Raw genomic sequence first — 17,652 nt, forward strand, 5'->3', positions numbered from 1 at the left:
CGGGCTTTTTCATGCCCGCGAAAAATAGCGCTGGAGCTTGCTCGATGATGGCTATCTAATGGCTCTCTCCAGGTGCCAGTGCCTGGCGCCGGCCCGTGCGGGCCTGCTTAACTTGCCATCGTCTATCCGTGCCCGCTGCCCCTATGTCGTACCTGACCAGCCTGTTCCTGCTCGACGCCGACCCCAGCCTGCTGCTGTTCGGCAGCTACGACCCCTGGCTGGTGCTGCTCTCGGTGCTGATCGCCGCCTTCACCTCGGCCATGGCCCTGCAGGTGGCGGGCATGGCCCGGATCAGCCAGAGCCCGGCAGTGCGCCAGGTGGCCATCATCACCGGCTCGCTGGCCCTGGGCGGCGGCGTCTGGGCCATGCACTTCATCGGCATGCTGGCCTTCCAGCTGTGCGTGCGGGTGGAGTACGCACCGGGGCTGACCCTGCTGTCCATGCTGCCCAGCCTGGGCGCCTCCTGGGTCGCCCTGCAGCTGCTGGCGCGGCGCCAGGTCACGGCCGCGCAGCTGGTCGGCAGCGGCGTACTGGTGGGCGCCGGCATCGGTGCCATGCACTACAGCGGCATGGCGGCCATGCAGATGGCGCCGCTGTTGCGCTACGACCCCTGGTGGTTCGCCCTGTCGATCGGGGTGGCGGTGGTGCTGGCGATCCTCGCCCTGTGGGTACGCTTCGGCCTGCGCGGTCGCGGCCTGGGCATCTGGGCGGTGGTCCTCGGTGGCCTGGTGATGGGCCTGGCGATCAGCGGCATGCACTACACCGGCATGGCCGCGGCGCGCTTCGTCGGTGTGGCCGAAGGCGCCGGCGCCAGCGAGCACAGCCTGTACCTAGCCCTGGCGGTGGCGCTGATCACCGTTTCGCTGGCCATCTTCGTCGCCGCCGCCAACGGCCTGTTGCGCTATCGCCAGCTGGTCGGCCAGCTGCGCGACAACGAAATGCGCCTGCGCGCCACTCTGAACACGGCGGTGGACGGCATCATCACCATCGATGAGCGCGGCCTTATCCGCGACATCAACCCCTCGGTCGAGCAGCTGTTCGGCTGGCGCGCCGATGAGCTGGTCGGGCGCAACATCAGCATGCTGATGCCCGAGCCGCACCATTCCGCCCATGACGGTTACCTGGAGCACTACCGGCGCACCGGCGAGGCCCGCATCATCGGCGTCGGCCGCGAGGTGGAGGGGCGGCGCAAGGACGGCAGCCTGCTGCCGATGCGCCTGGCCATCGGCAAGGCCAGCCTGCCGGGGCAGACCCTGTACGTCGGCTTCATCAGCGACATCAGCGAGCGCAAGGCGATGGAGCGCGCCCTGCGCGAGCGCGAACAGCAGTACCGCTCGCTGATCGGCAATCTCCCGGGGGTGGCCTTCCGCTGCCTGCTGGACCGGGACTGGAGCATGCTGTTCATCAGCGATGCGGTGGAGCGCCTGAGCGGCTGGCCGGCGCGGGAGTTCATCGAGCGGCGCTGCAGCTTCAACGCGCTGATCCATCCGGACGACCGCGAGCGGGTCAGCCAGCTGGTGCACGCGGCGATCGCCGCCGGGCGCAGCTACGAGGTCGAGTACCGCCTGCTGCGCCGCGACGGCCGCGAGGTCTGGGTGTGGGAGGGCGGTGGTGCGGTGGCCGACGAGGAGGGGGCGCCACACTGGATCGACGGGGTGATGCTGGACATCACCGAGAGCAAGCTGCGCAACGCCGAGTTCGAGGGCACGGTGGCCGCCATCGGGCGCGGCCTGGCGATGGCCGAGTTCGACCTGCAGGGGCACGTGCTCAACGCCAACCAGAATTACCTCGAGCTGATGGGCTACAGCCTGGAGGAGATCCGCGGCCAGCACCACCGCATCTTCTGCGAGCAGGCCTTCGTCGACAGTGGCGCCTACGACGAGTTCTGGGCGCGCCTGGCGCGCGGCGAACTGGACAGCGGCGAGTACCTGCGGCTGGCCAAGGGCGGGCGCGAGGTGTGGATCCAGGCCTCCTACAACCCGATCTTCGATGCCGACGGCAAGCCGTTCAAGGTGGTCAAGTTCGCCACCGACCTCAGCCAGCGCCGCGAGATGGAGGAGGCCCTGCGCGACGCCAAGGAGCGCGCCGAGCAGGCGGCCGAGGCCAAGACCACCTTCCTCGCCAACATGAGCCACGAGATCCGCACGCCGATGAACGCCATCATCGGTTTCACCGAGCTGCTGCTCGGCACCCGCCTCGACGACCTGCAGCGCCGCCACCTGGGCACCGTGCGCCAGGCCGCGCGCTCGCTGCTCGGCCTGCTCAACGATATCCTCGACACCGCCAAGCTGGAGCGTGGCGCGGTGGAGCTGGAGAGCCTCGACTTCTCCCTGCCCGAGCTGTGCCGCCAGGTCTGCGACGCCCTGCGCCTGAGCGCCGAGGCCAAGGGGCTGAGCCTCAGCCTGGACTACCAGGCCGGCCTCGGCGAGCACTTCCGCGGCGACCCGCTGCGCATCCAGCAGGTGCTGACCAACCTGGTGGGCAACGCGGTGAAGTTCACCGAAAGCGGCTGGGTGCGCCTGGAGGTCAGCGGCGCGCCGGGCAAGGTCCTGCTCGCCGTGCGCGACAGCGGCATCGGCATCGCCGCGGACCGCCTGCAGCACATCTTCGACCCCTTCGCCCAGGCCGATGCCTCGATGAGCCGGCGCTTCGGCGGTACCGGCCTGGGTACCACCATCGCCCGCCAGCTGACCGAGCTGATGGGCGGGCGCATCACCGTGGAGAGCCGCCTGGGCGAAGGCAGCCTGTTCCGTGTCGAGCTGCCGCTGCCGGCCGGTCAGGCCAGCGCGGCCGCGCCACGGGCCGCCAGCCTCGGCCTGCCGCCGCTGCGCATCCTGGCCGCCGACGATGTGCCGCAGAACCTCGAACTGCTCAGCCTGAGCCTCGGCCAGCTCGGCCACCGGGTGGTGACCGCGGGCGATGGCGAGGAGGCGCTGGCGGCCTTCCGCACCGGTGGCTTCGACCTGCTGCTGATGGACGTGCAGATGCCGCGCCTGGACGGCCTGGAGGCGACCCGGCGGATTCGCCAGGAAGAGGCACGGCAGGGTCTGGCGCCGACGCCGATCATTGCCCTGACCGCCAGCGTGTTGGAGCAGGACCGTCTCGCCGCGCGCGAGGCCGGCATGGACGGTTTCGCCTCCAAGCCGCTGGAGATGGACCAGCTGCTGGCCGAGATGGCCCGCGTCATCGGCCTGGCGCCGGTGCCGTCGGTGCCGCCGTCGGCCGCCGCCGAGGCCGCGCCGGACATCGCCATTGACTGGCCGCGCGGCCTGCAGCTGTGGGGCAGCCAGGCGGCCATGGTCGCCGCCATCCGCCGCTTCCTCGACGAGCATCGCGCCAGCTGCGTGGACATCGAGCGCCTGCTGCAGGATGCCGAGCCGCAGGCCGCCATCGAGCTGGTGCACCGCCTGCGCGGCGCCGCCGCCAACCTCGCGCTGCTGCGCGTCAGCCGCCTGGCCGGGCAGCTGGAACATGCGCTCAAGGGCAAGGTGGCCGCCTCGGCCGGCGGGCTGCTGCTGGCCCTGCAGGCCGCCCTCGGCGAGTTGCCGGGCGAGTTGCCGCAGGAGCAGGCGCTGCCTGTGGACGAAGCGGCACCGTTACCGGCACTGGCCGAGCTGGCGCCGCTGATCGAGCAGGCACGCGCCGCCCTGGGCCACGGCGAACTGGCCGAGCAGGCCCTGCAACGGCTGATCGCCGCGCTGCCGACCGCCCAGGCCAGGGGCCTGGAGCAGGCGATCGACGATTTCGACTTCGAGCGCGCCGACGCGCTGCTGGCCGAGCTGCTCGGCTGGCTGGAACTGCAGTCCGGAGAGGCCCCATGATCCGACCCGCCGATACCCGTCCCAAGCTGCTGCTGGTGGACGACGAGCCGACCAACCTGCAGGTTCTGCGGCAGATCCTGCAGGACGACTACCGCCTGCTGTTCGCCAAGGACGGTGGCAAGGCCCTGGAACTGGCCGCGCGCGAGGCGCCGGCGCTGGTCCTGCTGGACGTGATGATGCCGGGCATGACCGGCCACGAGGTCTGCGCCCGGCTCAAGGCGCAGCCGGCCACGGCTGCCATCCCGGTGATCTTCGTCACCGCCCTGGCCGATGTCGAGGACGAGGCGCGGGGCTTCGAGGTCGGCGCGGTGGACTACATCACCAAGCCGGTCAGCCCGGCCATCGTGCGCGCGCGGGTGCGTACCCACCTGTCGCTGGTGCGGGTCGACGAGCTGCGCCAGACCCGTCTGCAGATCGTCCAGCGCCTGGGCCTGGCGGCCGAGTACAAGGACAACGAGACCGGCCTGCACGTCATCCGCATGAGTCACTACACCCACCTGCTGGCCAGGGCCGCCGGCCTCGGCGAGGTGGAGGCGGACGACCTGCTGAATGCCGCGCCGATGCACGACGTCGGCAAGATCGGCATCCCCGACGCCATCCTGCAGAAGAACGGCAAGCTCGACGAGGCCGAGTGGCAGGTGATGCGCCAGCACGCGCAGATCGGCGCCGAGATCATCGGCGAGCACGAGTCCGGACTGCTACGCATGGCCCGCAGCATCGCCCTGACCCACCACGAGAAGTGGGATGGCAGCGGCTACCCCAACGGCCTGGCCGGCGAGGCCATTCCCCTGGAGGGGCGCATCGTCGCCATCGCCGATGTGTTCGATGCGCTGACCAGCGTGCGCCCCTACAAGCCGGCCTGGCCGGTAGAAGAGGCACTGGAGTTCCTCCGTCGCGAGAGTGGCCGGCACTTCGATCCGCAACTGGTCGAGCTGTTCCTCGGCATCCTGCCGGCGATCCTGGAAGTGAAGGAGCGCTGGGCGGAGACGGAGTAGGGCACAATGGCCGCCTCGTTCCTCTGGAGACCCTCATGAGCCTGCCCAGCTGGGAGCTGCTGTCCTACATAGTCACGGTGGTGGCGCTGCCGTTCGCCATCGGCGTGTTTCTCTTCGAGCAGCGCAAGGAGCGCGAGAACGAGGAGGAGGCCATCTGGCAGCAGATCTCCGACGCCTACATCGACTTCCTCGAAGTGGTACTGGCCAACCCGGACCTGCGCCTGCGCAGCCAGAACGCCACGCCCGATCTCAGCGACGAGCAGCGTGAGCGCATGTGGGTGATCTTCGACATGCTGATCTCGCTGTTCGAACGCGCCTACCTGCTCGCCTACCAGAACGACATGGACGCCAAGCAGCGCAGGCGCTGGCATTCCTGGGAGGACTACATGCGCGAGTGGAGTCGCCGCGAGGACTTCCGCGAGCGCCTGCCGCACCTGCTGCGTGGCGAGGACCCGGACTTCGCCGCCTATATCCGGCGCCTGGCCGACGAGGAGGCGGCGCTGGCCCAGGCCGATCGCTAGCCCAGCCCGAGCTGCACCTAGCCGGGCAGCTCGATGCGTGCCTGTTCGCCCGGCACCTGCGGCCAGTCGCCGGCGGCCCAGCGTTGCTTGGCCTGTTCCAGCTGCTGCGCATCGCTGGCGACGAAGTTCCAGTACATGCGCCGCGGCCCCAGCGGCTCGCCGCCGATCAGCGCCAGGTGGCATTCGCCGCAGGCGGAAAGCAGCAGTTCCTCACCCTCGGGCAGCACGGCCAGGCCGCGCAGCGGCAGGTCCTCGCCTTCCAGCTGGGCCTCGCCCTCGATCAGGTACAGCGCGCGCTCGCGGTGCTCGGCGGGAATCAGCAGGCTGGCGCCGGCGGCCAGCTTCAGTTCGGCGTAGAGGGTGGGCGAGGGCACCGGCACCGGCGACTGCAGGCAGAAGCCTGTGCCGGCGATCAGGGTGATGGCGACGCCCATGGCTTCGCGGCGCGGCAGGCTGGCGGCGGGGTGGTGGCTGTAGCCCGGTTCGCACGCCTCCAGCTCCTGCGGCAGGGCCAGCCACACCTGCAGGCCGTGCAGCCGTGAACCCCTTTGCCGCAGCTGAGCGGGCGTGCGCTCGACATGGGCGACGCCGCGGCCGGCGGTCATCCAGCTGACGTCACCGGGTTGCACCCGTTGGTCGGAACCCAGGCTGTCCTTGTGCTGCAGCTCGCCGTCGAACAGGTAGGTGAGGGTGGACAGGCCGATATGCGGGTGCTGGGCGATGTTCATGCCGCTGTCGGGGGCATAGACCTTTTCCAGCATATGGTCGAAGAACACGAAGGGGCCGACGCTGCGGCACCTGGCCGACGGCAGCGGGCGCAGGATCGGCTGGCCGGCGATGTCCTCGGCCCTGGGGCGGATCAGCAGCAGCTCGCTCATCTCAGGCCTCGCCCAGGCGGGTTTCCACCTGCACTTCGGCGCTGGTCATCAGCTTGTGCACCGGGCACTTGTCGGCGATGCGCAGCAGCTGCTGGCGCTGCTCCTCGTCCAGGGCGCCGTGCAGGTCCAGTTCCACGGCCAGGCGGTAGATGCCCTGGCGCTCCTGGCTGTCGTCGCGGACCACGCGCACGTCCAGGCTATCCAGCGCCAGGCCCTTCTGCCTGGCGTAGAGCATCAGGGTCAGGGCCTTGCAGGCGCCGAGGGCGGCGTCGAACAGGTCGTGCGGCTCGGGGCCGGAGGCCGTGCCACCGAAGGACTCGGGTACGTCGGTGTGCAGCAGGTGCTCGCCGATCTCGATGCTGTGGCGCAGGCCGGACTCGGTACTGATACGGATCATGGTGGCTCCCGGGCTAGGTTGGATGGCTCCAGCCTAGCCCAGGCGGCGCGTCTCAGACCAGCACGGAGAGGCGCACATCGGCGCCCAGCACGCGCAGCAGACGGCCATCGCCACCGAGGATGGGTACCGAGACGGTGAAGCAGAAGTCGTCGGTGGCCGAGGAGCGGTAGACCGGGGTGATATGGCTGCGCAGGTCATCCGCCACGCTTCGGAACCAGGGGCGCTGGCTCCAGTCGCGGCCCCGGCAGCTCGGCGCGTCCTGGTGCGGCACGTCGGCGGCGAAGATGTTTTCCGAGAGCTGCACGCCGCTGGCGTCGACCAGGTAGAACAGCTCGAAGCGTGCATCGCGGCGCAGGGTGTCGGCCAGCAGGCGCTCGGCGCCAGCCACCTCGCCGGCCAGGCGCGCGTCGCCGGCCAGCTGCTCGACGCTGCGTTGCACCGCCCGGTGCAGCTCCAGGCGGAAGTCGCCCAGGCCCTGCAGCAGGCGGTCGCCGTCCTCGCGCACGGCCTGACTGTGGCGCAGTACCTGGCCGGCCTTGCCGAGCAGGTCGCCGGCGACCTGGGCGATCTGCTGCACGTCGCCGTTGATCGAGCGCACCGCCGCGCCGATCTGCTCGGTGCCGGTGGCGATATGGCCGACCCGCTCATCCAGGCAGTCCATGGCCTGGCGCGTGCTGTCCAGGCCGCTGCCGACCTGCAGCATGCCGGCACGGCCGTCCTCCACCGCCTGGTGCATGCGCTCGCCGGCGCCGCCGAGCTGGTCCATGCCGTCGCGGAAGCGTTCGATGATCTGCCCGACCTGACCGGTGGCCTCGGTGGTGTGGCCGGCCAGGCGACGCACTTCCTCGGCGACCACGGCGAAGCCACGGCCGTGTTCGCCGGCGCGGGCCGCCTCGATGGCGGCGTTGAGCGCCAGCAGGTTGGTCTGCTGGGAAATGCTGGCGATCACGCCGATGACCTTGCTGACCTCTTCCAGCTGCGCAGTGAGGTTGCCGATCACCTCGGCCAGTTCCTGCTCGCAGGCGCCGATGGCCTCCACCTGGCGCAGTACGCTCTGGCCGCTCTGCTGGCACTGGCGCAGGGTGTTGGCGACTTCACCGGAGAGCCGCGCCACCTCGGCGGCGCCGGGTACCAGCTCGGCGTCCAGGGTGGTGGTGACCTGCTCGCTGGCGCTGGCGATCAGCTCCGAGGACTGCGCCAGGCTCTGCCCGCTGGCCTGGTTGGCGCTGGCGATGCTGGCCAGCTGCGGGGCGTGGGCGGTGATGCCGACGGCGGCGCCCAGGCTGGTGCGGATGCGCTGGTGCAGGCCATCGCTGAAGCGGTTGAGGCGGCCCATCCAGGGCTGCTGCTCGGGCAGGCGGGTGGTCAGGTCGTGGCCGCTGAAGAGGGCGGCGAGGGCTTCTTCGTCCCGCTCGCGGCGCGAGGGTTTGCGCAACAACTGCAGCATGGTGCATCTCCCTGAGAGTTCTGTGGGGAGAAGTGCAAGCCGGGTGCCATCATGCACTGTGCGCTGCGTCACAAGGCTGGCGCCGTCGGTCTGTCGTCAGGTTTGCGCCAATTCGGCTCGCCAGGCGCTATTGCGGTGCATTGGGCCGGTACCACAGCTCCTTGCGCTGGAACGGCGTCTGTGGCGGCAGGTCGGGGTTTTCCAGCTCGATCACCTTGCGCTGGTCCAGTCTGGCGCGTTCCAGGGTGGCGTCGTGGTGCTGCTGGAACAGCGCAGCAAAACTGCCGTCGGCGATCATCGCCTCCAGTCCGCGTTCCACCGCCTGCGCCAGGTCGGTACGGGCGCGCGAGGTGAAAAAGTAGAAGGCGGTGGGGTAGTGGATGGCGATGTGCTCGTCGACCTCCAGCGCCAGCCCTTCGCGGGCGGCCTGGGCCTGTTCGTTCCAGACCACCACCACTTCGCGCGGGAACAGATCGAAGCGCCCGGCATCGAGCATGCGGAACAGGCTGTCGTAGCTCTGGCTGGTGATCACCTGCAGGCCGTTGCTGCGCAGGATGCGCGTGTCGGGCCAGTCGGCGCGCTGGCCGAAGCGCAGCGGTCTGAGATCATCCAGACCCTGCACCTGGGCCAGCCAGTTCTTGTCTTCGCGCCGTACCAGGGGGATGCGCCAGCCGATCAGGCCCTTGTAGATCGGAATACGCACCGGCAGCAGGCTCTCCTCGCGGGCGCGGGTGGTCATGCTCCACATCAGCTGTACGTTGCCGTCGTTCTGCTCCAGCGACTGCTCGGCGCGGCTCTGCGGCATCGGCCGGGGCGAGGGGCGCAGCTGGTAGTCGCCGCCGCTCCTGGCCAGGGCCTGCTGCAGCAGCTCGACCACATAGGCCTCGGGGTCGACGCCGTTGGAGTGCAGCGGATAGGTCAGGGTCTCGGCGGCCAGCGTGGGCGAGAACAGGACGAGCAGGGCGGCGAGGCGGGGCAGGATCATGCGCAGGCACTGGCAAGGTGGCGTAGAGGCATGATGGCCCCTGGTTGCGCCGGCCGCCAGTGAACGGCGGCGCAAGCCGGCAGTCTACCCTTGCTCGATTGCCAGGGAGGACCGCCATTGTTCGTTCATCGACTGCTGCTCGGCGGCCTGCTCGCGCTCTGCGCGCTGCAGGCCAGCGCCCGCGACTACCGCTTCAGCGACGCCCACCTGCATTACGTCGACTTCTTCCAGGAGAGCGAGGGCATGGCCCCGCTGCTGCGGGCCATGGACGCCGGGCGGGTCGAGCATGCGCTGATCACCGGCATCCCGGTGGCCAAGAAATGGCACGAGGACGAGCCCAAGCGCCCGCGCTATTACGCCGGCGACGATGCCGGCGCCTACTGGTACAGCGCCACCGACGTGCTGGTGGCGGCTGCGGTGAAGCGCCTGCCGGCCGAGCAGCGCCGGCGCCTGCATCCCTTCCTCAGCGGCTTCAACCCCACCGACAAGAATGCCGACGCGCATATCCGCCGCATGCTGGAGCTGGACCCCGGCTTCTGGCAGGGCATCGGCGAAGTCTTCACCCGTCACGACGACCTCACCGCACTGACCTACGGCGACACCCCGCGGGCCAACAACGAGGCCATGACGCGGGTCTACCACCTGGCCGTCGAGTACGACCTGCCGGTGCTGTTGCACAGCAACATCACCTCCAAGCGCGAGCGCAACCCGCTGTACCTGGCGGAGCTCGAGGAGCCGCTGCGCAACCACCCGCACGTGCGCTTCATCTGGGCGCATGCCGGCACCAGCCTGGAGATCCATCGACACCAGGAGCGGCTGGAATTCCTCCTGCCGACGCTGGAGCGCCTGCTCGCCCAGTACCCCAACCTGTACATCGACCTGTCCTGGAGCGTGCTGCGACCCTATCTGCTGGATACCGAGGGGCGGGCCGACCCGGCCTGGCTGCAGCTGGTACGTCGCTACCCGACGCGCTTCATGCTGGGTTCGGACGTGGTCGGCCGCTTCGACGGCCTGGGGGACTACTTCGCCGAGTTCCGCCCCTTCCTCGATGCCCTGCCGGAGGATGTGGCGCGGCGGGTGGCGCGCGACAACTTCCTCGCCGTGCTGCCACGCCAGCGCCGGGCCGAGTTGGCTGACTGACTGTCATCAGCCTGTAACCGCGGCGTCATAGCCTCGCGCCCGATCTTCCAACAAGGAGCGCGAGATGAAACTGTTCAGCCTGACCGTCCTGGCCCTGGGCCTTTCCGCCAACCTGGCCCTGGCCGAAGTGCGTGTCGAGGGGCCGATCGAGTACGGCGTATTCGCCACCCAGTTCAAGGATCCGCAGCCGGGCGAGCGCGTGCTGACCCGTGCCAACCAGCCGATCGAGCAGACCGACCAGGTGCCGGCGCGGCTGGGCACCAAGTTCGGCGTGCGCTACCGCCTGGTCGGCAAGACCGAGACGGAGCAGCCGCTGACCCTGATGTACTTCACCCCCGGCCTGGTGGGCCCGGACGGCAAGCGCCAGGACAAGATCGAGCTGATGCAGAAGCTGGTGGTCGGCGCGCCGCAGGACGTGATGGCCTTCGAGTTCACCGAACACCACGAGGTGGTGCCGGGCGAGTGGCAGTTCATGGTGTTTCAGGGCGACCGCAAGCTGGTCGAGCAGCGCTTCCAGGTGCGCTGATCCCCGGCATGTCGTACCCAGGCCCGGCCGCAGCAGCGCCCGGGCCTTTCGCGTTATGGGCAGTTGGCTCAAGGCGTGGCGGTGACGGCCGATACGCAGAGGGCGAGACGGATCTTCCGCTTGCCAAGCCGGCGCCAAGACCTGCCGCAGCTTACGACTATCCTCAGATTGCCCAGTAACCATCAGGAAACCCGTCATGTCTCTGAGAAATATGAAAATCGCCACACGAGCCGGCCTGGGCTTCGCCATCCTGGCACTGCTGGTGGTGCTGGTCGGGGGCTTCTCCCTGCTGCAGATGAAGCGCATGAATGGCGCCGCGGCCGAGGTCAAGGAGGTCTGGCTGCCCAGTATCGCGGCGCTCAACGACATGGGGCAGAACATCCTGCGTATCCGTACGGCCACCCTGCGCCTGATCGTGATTCGCGAGCCGGCCGCCCTGGCGCAGAACACCGCTCTGCTCAACCAGCTCAGGTCCGACCTGGGCCAGGCACAGGCGCGCTACGAGGCACTACTCAGCCTGGATGAGGAGCGCCAGTTGTATGAGCGTTACCAGCAGAAGCAGTCGGCCTATTTCAGCGAGCAGGAAAAGCTCATGAGCTTTTCGGCCCAGGACGACGTCGATTCGGCGATCGCCGTCGCCAGCGGCGAGCTCAACCAGCATGCCGCGGACATGGCGGCCCTGCTGCGCGACCTGACCGAGCTGAACAACAACGGAGCCGCGGAGGCGGCCCAGCTCAGCAGTGACGTCTACGCGGATGCGACGCAGCTGGTGATCCTGCTGATAGTCGCGGCACTGGCGGCGACCATCTTCCTGGCCCTGATGCTGACCCGCAGCATCGTGCGCCCCCTGGGCGAGGCGGTGGCGGTGGCGCAGGTGGTGGCTTCCGGCGACCTGACACAGAAGTTCGACATCATCGGTGAGGATGAACCTGCGCAGTTGCTCAGTGCTCTGCGTGGCATGCAGCAGAGCCTGCGCAACACCATCCAGAGCATCGCCGACTCCTCCAACCAGCTGGCATCCGCCTCCGAGGAGCTGCACGCGGTCACCGAGGACTCCACCCGTGGCCTGCATCAGCAGAATGCCGAGATCGAGCAGGCTGCCACTGCGGTGAACGAGATGACCTCGGCAGTGGAAGAGGTGGCGCGCAATGCCGTCAGCACCTCGGAGGCTTCGCGCGAGTCCGACCGTACGGCCCAGCATGGCCGCGAGCAGGTGCGCCAGACCGTCGATTCCATCAGCCGTCTGGCCACCGAGGTGACCGATAGCGCCCATGAGGTCGAGCAGCTGGCGCAGCAGGTACGCAACATCAGCCAGGTGCTCGACGTGATCCGTGCCATCGCCGAACAGACCAACCTGCTGGCCCTCAATGCCGCCATCGAGGCGGCGCGCGCCGGTGATGCCGGCCGTGGCTTCGCCGTGGTGGCCGACGAGGTACGCGCACTGGCCCATCGCACGCAGCAGTCGACCCAGGAAATCGAGCAGATGATCGGTGGCATTCAGCAGGGTACCGAGCGCGCTGTCGGTGCCATGCAGCAGAGCACCGGGCGTGCCACTTCCACTCTGGAGCTGGCGCAGGCCGCCGGGCGCGCGCTGGACGAGATCGCCCAGGCGATTTCCTCGATCAACGAGCGCAACCTGGTGATCGCCAGCGCATCCGAGGAACAGGCGCAGGTCGCCCGCGAAGTGGACCGCAACCTGGTGAATATCCGTGACCTGTCGCTGCAGACCTCGGCCGGGGCCAACCAGACCAGCGCCGCCAGTCAGGAGCTGTCGCGCCTGGCCGTGGACCTCAACGCGCTGGTGGCACGCTTCCGCATCTGAGTTGCGCACAATGAAAAACGGCGCCCGTGGGCGCCGTTTTTCATGGGGCCGGGAATCAGCCCTGGTAACGCTGCAGGATCAGGGTGGCGTTGGTGCCGCCGAAACCGAAGCTGTTGCTCATCACGGTGTTGAGCTGGGCGTCGCGGGTCTGGCGCTGGATCGGCAGGTCGGCCAGTTCCGGGTCGATCTCCTCGATGTTGGCCGAGCCGGCGATGAAGCCGCCCTGCATCATCAGCAGGCAGTAGATCGCCTCGTGCACGCCGGCGGCGCCCAGCGAGTGGCCGGACAGGCTCTTGGTCGAGCTGATGGCCGGTGCCTTGGCGCCGAACACTTCGCGTACCGCACGGGCCTCGGCGGTGTCGCCGACCGGGGTGGAGGTGCCGTGGGTGTTGAGGTAGTCGATCGGCGCACTGACGGTGGCCAGGGCCTGCTGCATGCAGCGCACGGCGCCTTCGCCGCTCGGCGCGACCATGTCGTAGCCGTCGCTGGTGGCGCCGTAGCCGACGATCTCGGCGTAGATCTTGGCGCCGCGCTTGAGCGCGTGTTCCAGTTCCTCGACCACCACCATGCCGCCACCGCCGGCGATGACGAAGCCGTCACGCTTGGCGTCATAGGCGCGCGAGGCCTTCTCCGGGGTCTTGTTGTACTGGGTGGAGAGGGCGCCCATGGCGTCGAACAGGCAGCTCTGGCTCCAGTGTTCCTCTTCGCCGCCGCCGGCGAACACCATGTCCTGTTTGCCCATCTGGATCTGCTCCATGGCGTGGCCGATGCAGTGGGCGCTGGTGGCGCAGGCGGAGGAGATGGAGTAGTTCACGCCCTTGATCTGGAACGGCGTGGCCAGGCAGGCCGACACGGTGCTGCCCATGGTGCGCGGCACGCGGTATGGGCCGATGCGCTTGACGCCCTTCTCGCGCAGGATGTCGATGGCTTCCATCTGGTTCAGGGTGGAGGCACCACCGGAGCCGGCAATCAGGCCGACGCGCGGGTGGGAGATTTCCTCCAGGCTGAGGCCGGCATCCTTGATCGCCTGCTCCATGGACAGGTAGGCGTAGGCCGCGGCATCGCCCATGAAACGCAGGACCTTGCGGTCGATCAGCTCTTCCAGGTTGAGGTCGACGGAGCCGGACACCTGGCTGCGCAGGCCCATTTCGGCATATTCCGGGTTGAAGCGGATGCCTGCCTTGCCGGCGCGCAGGTTGGCGGAGACGGTGTCTTTGTCATTGCCCAGGCAGGAAACGATGCCCAGACCGGTGATCACGACGCGGCGCATGCGGAAATGTCCTTCAGAAACTGTCGGTAGAGGTGAACAGGCCGACGCGGAGGCCTTCGGCGCTGTAGATCTCGCGGCCATCGACGGCCACGCTGCCGTCGGCGATGCCGAGGATCAGCGAGCGATTGATGGTGCGCTTGATGTGGATGTTGTAGGTGATCTTCTTGGCGGTCGGCAGGACCTGGCCGAAGAACTTCACCTCGCCCGAGCCGAGGGCGCGGCCGCGGCCGGGGTTGCCCTGCCAGCCGAGGTAGAAGCCAACCAGCTGCCACATGGCGTCGAGGCCCAGGCAGCCGGGCATCACCGGGTCGCCCTCGAAGTGGCAGGCGAAGAACCACAGGTCGGGATTGATATCGAGTTCGGCGACGATCTCGCCTTTGCCGTATTTGCCGCCGGTCTCGCTGATGTGCACGATGCGGTCGATCATCAGCATATTGGGGGCGGGCAACTGCGCATTACCTGGGCCAAACAGTTCGCCGCGGCTGCAGGCGAGCAATTCTTCCCGGGTATAGGCGTTTTGCTGGGTCATGCGAACTCCTCAATGGTCCCCTCGGCGGGGCTAAGCTGCGCCGCGGGTTTTCTTGTGTAGCGGCAGACTAGTCATAGACTGTTGCGCCTAGGTGAAAGTCACAGCGCAGTGTGAACAGTTGTAAACAGCCTGTTCTTGTCGCAGATCATCACTCGCCCGACTCTAGCATTCCTGCGCCGGCGGTGGTGCGCTTGCCCAGCCAGCGCAGCAAGATGCGCTCCAGATCGGCGCGCTTGAAGGGTTTGGCCAGGTAGTCGTTCATCCCGGCCTGCAGGCAGGCCTCGCGGTCACCCTGCAGGGCGTTGGCGGTAAGGGCGATGATCGGCGTGCCGCCGTGCGGGTGCAGGCGGCGGATCTGCCGCGTGGCCTCGTAGCCGTCCATCACCGGCAGGCGGCAGTCCATCAGCACGGCGGCGAAGCGCTGTGCGTCGAAGCTGCCGACCGCCTGGGCACCATCGCCGACCAGGGTCACCCGGTAGCCGAGGCTGCGCAGCATGGCCTCGATCACCGTCTGGTTGACCGGGTTGTCCTCCACCAGCAGCACTTCCTGGCCGTCGCCGGACTGGCTGTCGTCCTCGGGCGAGGGCATGGCAATACTGTGGCGCGGGCTGAAGGGCAGGGGGATTTCCAGGGTGAAGACCGAACCCACGCCTTCCTGGCTGCTGGCGTGCAGGGTGCCGCCCATGCGCTCGGCCAGGGTGCGGGCGATCGACAGGCCGAGGCCGGTGCCGCCGTAGCGCCGCGAGATCGAGGTATCGGCCTGCTGGAAGGCGTCGAACATGTGCTCCAGGCGCTGCGGGGCGATGCCGATGCCGCTGTCGTGCACGGCGCAGGTGAACCACAGTACCTCGTTGTCCAGCGGCTGCCAGCGCGTTTCGATGCGGATGCCGCCTTCCTCGGTGAACTTCAGCGCGTTGCCCAGCAGGTTGACCAGGATCTGGCGGATGCGCGTCGGGTCGCCCTGCACCTCGAAGTCCTCCAGACCGGCCTGGTTCTCCAGGCGCAGGTAGAGGCCGCGCTGCTGCGCGCTGTGCTGGAACACCTGGATCGAGCCCTGCAGCAGCTCCAGCAGGTTGAAGGGGATGCGCTCCAGTTCCAGGGCGCCGCGCTCGATGCGCGAGAAGTCGAGGATGTCGTTGATCACCTTGAGCAGGTGTTCGGTGGACTCGGTGGCCAGGGCCGCGTATTCGGCCTGCTCGCCGGTCATCTCGGTGGTTTCCAGCAGCTGCAGCATGCCCAGCACGCCGTTCATCGGGGTGCGCAGCTCGTGGCTCATCATGGCCAGGAAGTCCGACTTGGCGCGGCTGGCCTGTTCGGCCTGCTCGCGGGTCTGGATCAGCTGCTGCATGGCGCTGTGCTGCTCGCGGCTGGCCTGGGCGAGCTCGGCCGCCAGGTTGTTGATGTGCCGCGCCAGATCGCCCAGTTCGCTGGTGTCGGTTTCCGGCAGGCTGGTGTGGTAGTCGCCAGCCTTGATTGCCTGCAGCGCCCGTCCCATCTCGATGATCGGGCCGGCCAGGCGCCGCGCCAGCTGGCGTGCCAGCAGGAAGGTCAGCAGCAGGGCGAACAGGGCCAGCACCGTGGCCTTGAACAGGATGGTCTGCTGGCGGCTGGTGAAGGCCTCGTCGGACATGCCGACCACCACCCGACCCAGGTACTGCTCATCGGTGCCGTTCGCCGCTGCCTGCTCGATGGGGGCGTGGAACACTTCCACGCGTGCCGTGCTGTCCTCGCCATGCCGCTCGACGTAGACCAGGATGTTCTCGGCCTTGTCGCGCACTTCCAGGAAGCGTACGTGCGGGGTCTTCAGGGTGGCGCGCAGCAGGGTCTCCAGGGCCTGCGGGTTGCCGGCGGCGATCCCGTGCTCGGCGGCCGGCGCCAGCTGGTCGGCCACCCGCTGGCCGGTCTGGTCGATTTCCGCGCGCAGGTCCTGCAGCCGCGAGTGGGTGAACAGGCCGGTCAACAGCAGGGTCAGCAGCAGGGCCGGGCCGACGCTGATCAGTTGGGTGCGGGTGTGGATGTCCCACTTGCGGCCGAAGGTCATGGCTGCATTCTCCCGCCGGGGAGGATGGGCATGCCGGAGCGGGTGCCCGCGGGAGCGACCGGGGGCAAGCCGGGGAGGGGAAGGAAACTGTGCACGGAACGGCCTTGTTCTCTGCCTGACTGCGGCATGTTAACCGAGAAGGCAGGCTTTGCCAGCGCATGCGCTGCGATGGCAGTCACGCACGGTACTGGCCGGTCGGGCGATGCTTCGTGATAATGCCGCCATTCGCCATCCCGATGGCCCGTTGTGGAATTCCTATGACCGAGCAACAACCCGTTGCAGTACTGGGTGGCGGCAGCTTCGGCACCGCCATCGCCAATCTCCTGGCCGCCAACGGCCAGCGCGTCCTGCAGTGGATGCGCGACCCCGAGCAGGCCGAGGCCATGCGCACCCAGCGCGAGAACCCGCGCTACCTCAAGGGCATCAAGCTGCTGCCCGGGGTCGAGCCGGTAACCGACCTGCCGACCACCCTGGCTGCCTGCGAGCTGGTTTTCGTCGCCATTCCTTCCTCGGCGCTGCGCAAGGCGCTGCAACCGGTGGCCGGGCTGCTGGCCGGCAAGCTGCTGGTCAGCACCACCAAGGGCATCGAGGCCGAGGGCTTCAAGCTGATGAGCCAGATCCTCGCCGAAGTGGCGCCGCAGGCGCGCATCGGCGTGCTGTCCGGGCCCAACCTGGCGCGCGAGATCGCTGAGCATGCGCTGACCGCCACCGTCATCGCCAGCGAGGACGAGGAGCTCTGTCAGCGCGTGCAGTCGGCCCTGCACGGCCGCACCTTCCGCGTCTACGCCAGCCGCGACAGCTTCGGCGTGGAACTGGGCGGCGCGCTGAAGAACGTCTACGCCATCATCGCCGGCATGGCGGTGGCCCTGGGCATGGGCGAGAACACTAAGAGCATGCTGATCACCCGTGCCCTGGCCGAGATGACCCGCTTCGCCGTCAAGCTCGGCGCCAATCCCATGACCTTCCTCGGCCTGGCCGGCGTGGGCGACCTGATCGTCACCTGCTCCTCGCCCAAGAGCCGCAACTTCCAGGTCGGCCATGCCCTCGGCGAGGGCCTGAGTCTGGAGGATGCGGTGGCGCGCCTGGGCGAGGTGGCCGAGGGCGTCAACACCCTCAAGGTGCTCAAGCACAAGGCCGAGGAGTTGCAGGTCTACATGCCCCTGGTCGCCGGCTTGCATGCCATCCTGTTCGAGGGGCGTACCCTGGAACAGGTGATCCAGGCGCTGATGCGCGGCGAGCCGAAGACCGACGTGGACTTCATTTCCCCCAGCGGATTCTGA

The 17,652-nt window shown here is 68.5% G+C and carries 13 protein-coding genes and 1 pseudogene; 7 read left to right on the plus strand and 7 right to left on the minus strand.

Annotation, left to right across the window (positions count from 1 at the left end; all coding sequences use genetic code 11):
* Nucleotides 1-143 precede the first annotated feature (143 nt).
* The 3 genes from AAG092_RS00435 to AAG092_RS00445 are packed head-to-tail and all read left to right on the plus strand — an operon-like array spanning nt 144 to nt 5,337.
* Nucleotides 144-3,821 carry a PAS domain S-box protein gene (locus AAG092_RS00435; RefSeq protein ID WP_373388053.1) on the plus strand — a complete coding sequence of 1,226 codons (3,678 nt, stop codon included), beginning with the start codon at nt 144-146 and terminating at the stop codon, nt 3,819-3,821.
* Entirely contained in the window at nt 3,818-4,816 is a 999-nt protein-coding gene (locus AAG092_RS00440; protein ID WP_373388054.1) for an HD-GYP domain-containing protein, read from the plus strand. Before AAG092_RS00435 ends, AAG092_RS00440 begins: the two co-directional genes overlap by 4 nt.
* Nucleotides 4,817-4,851: 35 nt before the next feature.
* Nucleotides 4,852-5,337, plus strand: a complete 486-nt coding sequence (locus AAG092_RS00445; RefSeq protein ID WP_373388055.1) for a hypothetical protein — start codon at nt 4,852-4,854, stop codon at nt 5,335-5,337.
* 17 nt (nt 5,338-5,354) lie between these two features.
* On the opposite strand, the gene AAG092_RS00450 is transcribed toward AAG092_RS00445, so the two are convergent.
* The 4 genes and pseudogenes from AAG092_RS00450 to AAG092_RS00465 form a co-directional block, all read right to left on the minus strand.
* A complete protein-coding gene (locus tag AAG092_RS00450; RefSeq protein ID WP_373388056.1) occupies nt 5,355-6,215 on the minus strand; it encodes a pirin family protein in 861 nt (286 codons plus the stop codon).
* Nucleotide 6,216: 1 nt separating this feature from the next.
* A complete protein-coding gene (locus AAG092_RS00455; protein ID WP_110683633.1) occupies nt 6,217-6,612 on the minus strand; it encodes an OsmC family protein in 396 nt (131 codons plus the stop codon).
* Nucleotides 6,613-6,664: 52 nt separating this feature from the next.
* Nucleotides 6,665-7,552: pseudogene (locus tag AAG092_RS00460) on the minus strand (methyl-accepting chemotaxis protein); the annotation flags it as partial.
* Nucleotides 7,553-8,186: 634 nt separating this feature from the next.
* Nucleotides 8,187-9,044 (minus strand): substrate-binding periplasmic protein, encoded by an 858-nt coding sequence (locus AAG092_RS00465; RefSeq protein ID WP_373388057.1) that lies wholly within the window; start codon nt 9,042-9,044, stop codon nt 8,187-8,189.
* A gap of 117 nt (nt 9,045-9,161) precedes the next feature.
* Here AAG092_RS00465 and AAG092_RS00470 point away from each other — a divergent pair, with 117 nt between their 5' ends.
* The 3 genes from AAG092_RS00470 to AAG092_RS00480 all read left to right on the plus strand — a co-directional run bounded on the left by AAG092_RS00470 (nt 9,162) and on the right by AAG092_RS00480 (nt 12,532).
* The gene (locus AAG092_RS00470) at nt 9,162-10,184 is read left to right on the plus strand and encodes an amidohydrolase family protein (protein ID WP_373388058.1); all 1,023 of its coding nucleotides are present in this window, start codon (nt 9,162-9,164) and stop codon (nt 10,182-10,184) included.
* A gap of 64 nt (nt 10,185-10,248) precedes the next feature.
* Entirely contained in the window at nt 10,249-10,710 is a 462-nt protein-coding gene (locus AAG092_RS00475) for a DUF3859 domain-containing protein (protein WP_110683637.1), read from the plus strand.
* Nucleotides 10,711-10,906: 196 nt separating this feature from the next.
* Complete coding sequence (locus AAG092_RS00480; protein WP_373388059.1) at nt 10,907-12,532, plus strand: methyl-accepting chemotaxis protein; 1,626 nt, start codon at nt 10,907-10,909, stop codon at nt 12,530-12,532.
* Between the two features lie 55 nt (nt 12,533-12,587).
* Here the strand turns inward: AAG092_RS00480 and fabB are convergent, their stop codons facing one another.
* From fabB to AAG092_RS00495, 3 genes are all read right to left on the minus strand, one after another.
* Nucleotides 12,588-13,802: a beta-ketoacyl-ACP synthase I gene (fabB, locus tag AAG092_RS00485; protein WP_373388060.1), complete on the minus strand. Its 1,215-nt coding sequence runs from the start codon at nt 13,800-13,802 to the stop codon at nt 12,588-12,590.
* 13 nt (nt 13,803-13,815) lie between these two features.
* Nucleotides 13,816-14,331 carry a 3-hydroxyacyl-[acyl-carrier-protein] dehydratase FabA gene (gene fabA / locus AAG092_RS00490; protein WP_110683640.1) on the minus strand — a complete coding sequence of 172 codons (516 nt, stop codon included), beginning with the start codon at nt 14,329-14,331 and terminating at the stop codon, nt 13,816-13,818.
* Between the two features lie 148 nt (nt 14,332-14,479).
* A complete protein-coding gene (locus AAG092_RS00495; protein ID WP_373388061.1) occupies nt 14,480-16,372 on the minus strand; it encodes an ATP-binding protein in 1,893 nt (630 codons plus the stop codon).
* A 257-nt stretch (nt 16,373-16,629) separates the two neighbouring features.
* Here AAG092_RS00495 and AAG092_RS00500 point away from each other — a divergent pair, with 257 nt between their 5' ends.
* Nucleotides 16,630-17,652: an NAD(P)H-dependent glycerol-3-phosphate dehydrogenase gene (locus AAG092_RS00500; protein ID WP_110683642.1), complete on the plus strand. Its 1,023-nt coding sequence runs from the start codon at nt 16,630-16,632 to the stop codon at nt 17,650-17,652.

Origin of the sequence: Pseudomonas alcaligenes (genome assembly GCF_041729615.1) — a bacterium.
In the GTDB taxonomy this organism is placed as follows: Bacteria; Pseudomonadota; Gammaproteobacteria; order Pseudomonadales; family Pseudomonadaceae; genus Aquipseudomonas; species Aquipseudomonas alcaligenes_B.

What these genes read in the sequence shown, in the direction of transcription:
- AAG092_RS00435 (WP_373388053.1), top strand. Translation starts at nt 144, where the DNA reads ATGTCGTACCTGACCAGCCTGTTCCTGCTCGACGCCGACCCCAGCCTG.
- AAG092_RS00440 (WP_373388054.1), top strand. Translation starts at nt 3,818, where the DNA reads ATGATCCGACCCGCCGATACCCGTCCCAAGCTGCTGCTGGTGGACGAC.
- AAG092_RS00445 (WP_373388055.1), top strand. Translation starts at nt 4,852, where the DNA reads ATGAGCCTGCCCAGCTGGGAGCTGCTGTCCTACATAGTCACGGTGGTG.
- AAG092_RS00450 (WP_373388056.1), bottom strand. Translation starts at nt 6,215, where the DNA reads ATGAGCGAGCTGCTGCTGATCCGCCCCAGGGCCGAGGACATCGCCGGC.
- AAG092_RS00455 (WP_110683633.1), bottom strand. Translation starts at nt 6,612, where the DNA reads ATGATCCGTATCAGTACCGAGTCCGGCCTGCGCCACAGCATCGAGATC.
- AAG092_RS00465 (WP_373388057.1), bottom strand. Translation starts at nt 9,044, where the DNA reads ATGATCCTGCCCCGCCTCGCCGCCCTGCTCGTCCTGTTCTCGCCCACG.
- AAG092_RS00475 (WP_110683637.1), top strand. Translation starts at nt 10,249, where the DNA reads ATGAAACTGTTCAGCCTGACCGTCCTGGCCCTGGGCCTTTCCGCCAAC.
- AAG092_RS00480 (WP_373388059.1), top strand. Translation starts at nt 10,907, where the DNA reads ATGTCTCTGAGAAATATGAAAATCGCCACACGAGCCGGCCTGGGCTTC.
- fabB (WP_373388060.1), bottom strand. Translation starts at nt 13,802, where the DNA reads ATGCGCCGCGTCGTGATCACCGGTCTGGGCATCGTTTCCTGCCTGGGC.
- fabA (WP_110683640.1), bottom strand. Translation starts at nt 14,331, where the DNA reads ATGACCCAGCAAAACGCCTATACCCGGGAAGAATTGCTCGCCTGCAGC.
- AAG092_RS00495 (WP_373388061.1), bottom strand. Translation starts at nt 16,372, where the DNA reads ATGACCTTCGGCCGCAAGTGGGACATCCACACCCGCACCCAACTGATC.
- AAG092_RS00500 (WP_110683642.1), top strand. Translation starts at nt 16,630, where the DNA reads ATGACCGAGCAACAACCCGTTGCAGTACTGGGTGGCGGCAGCTTCGGC.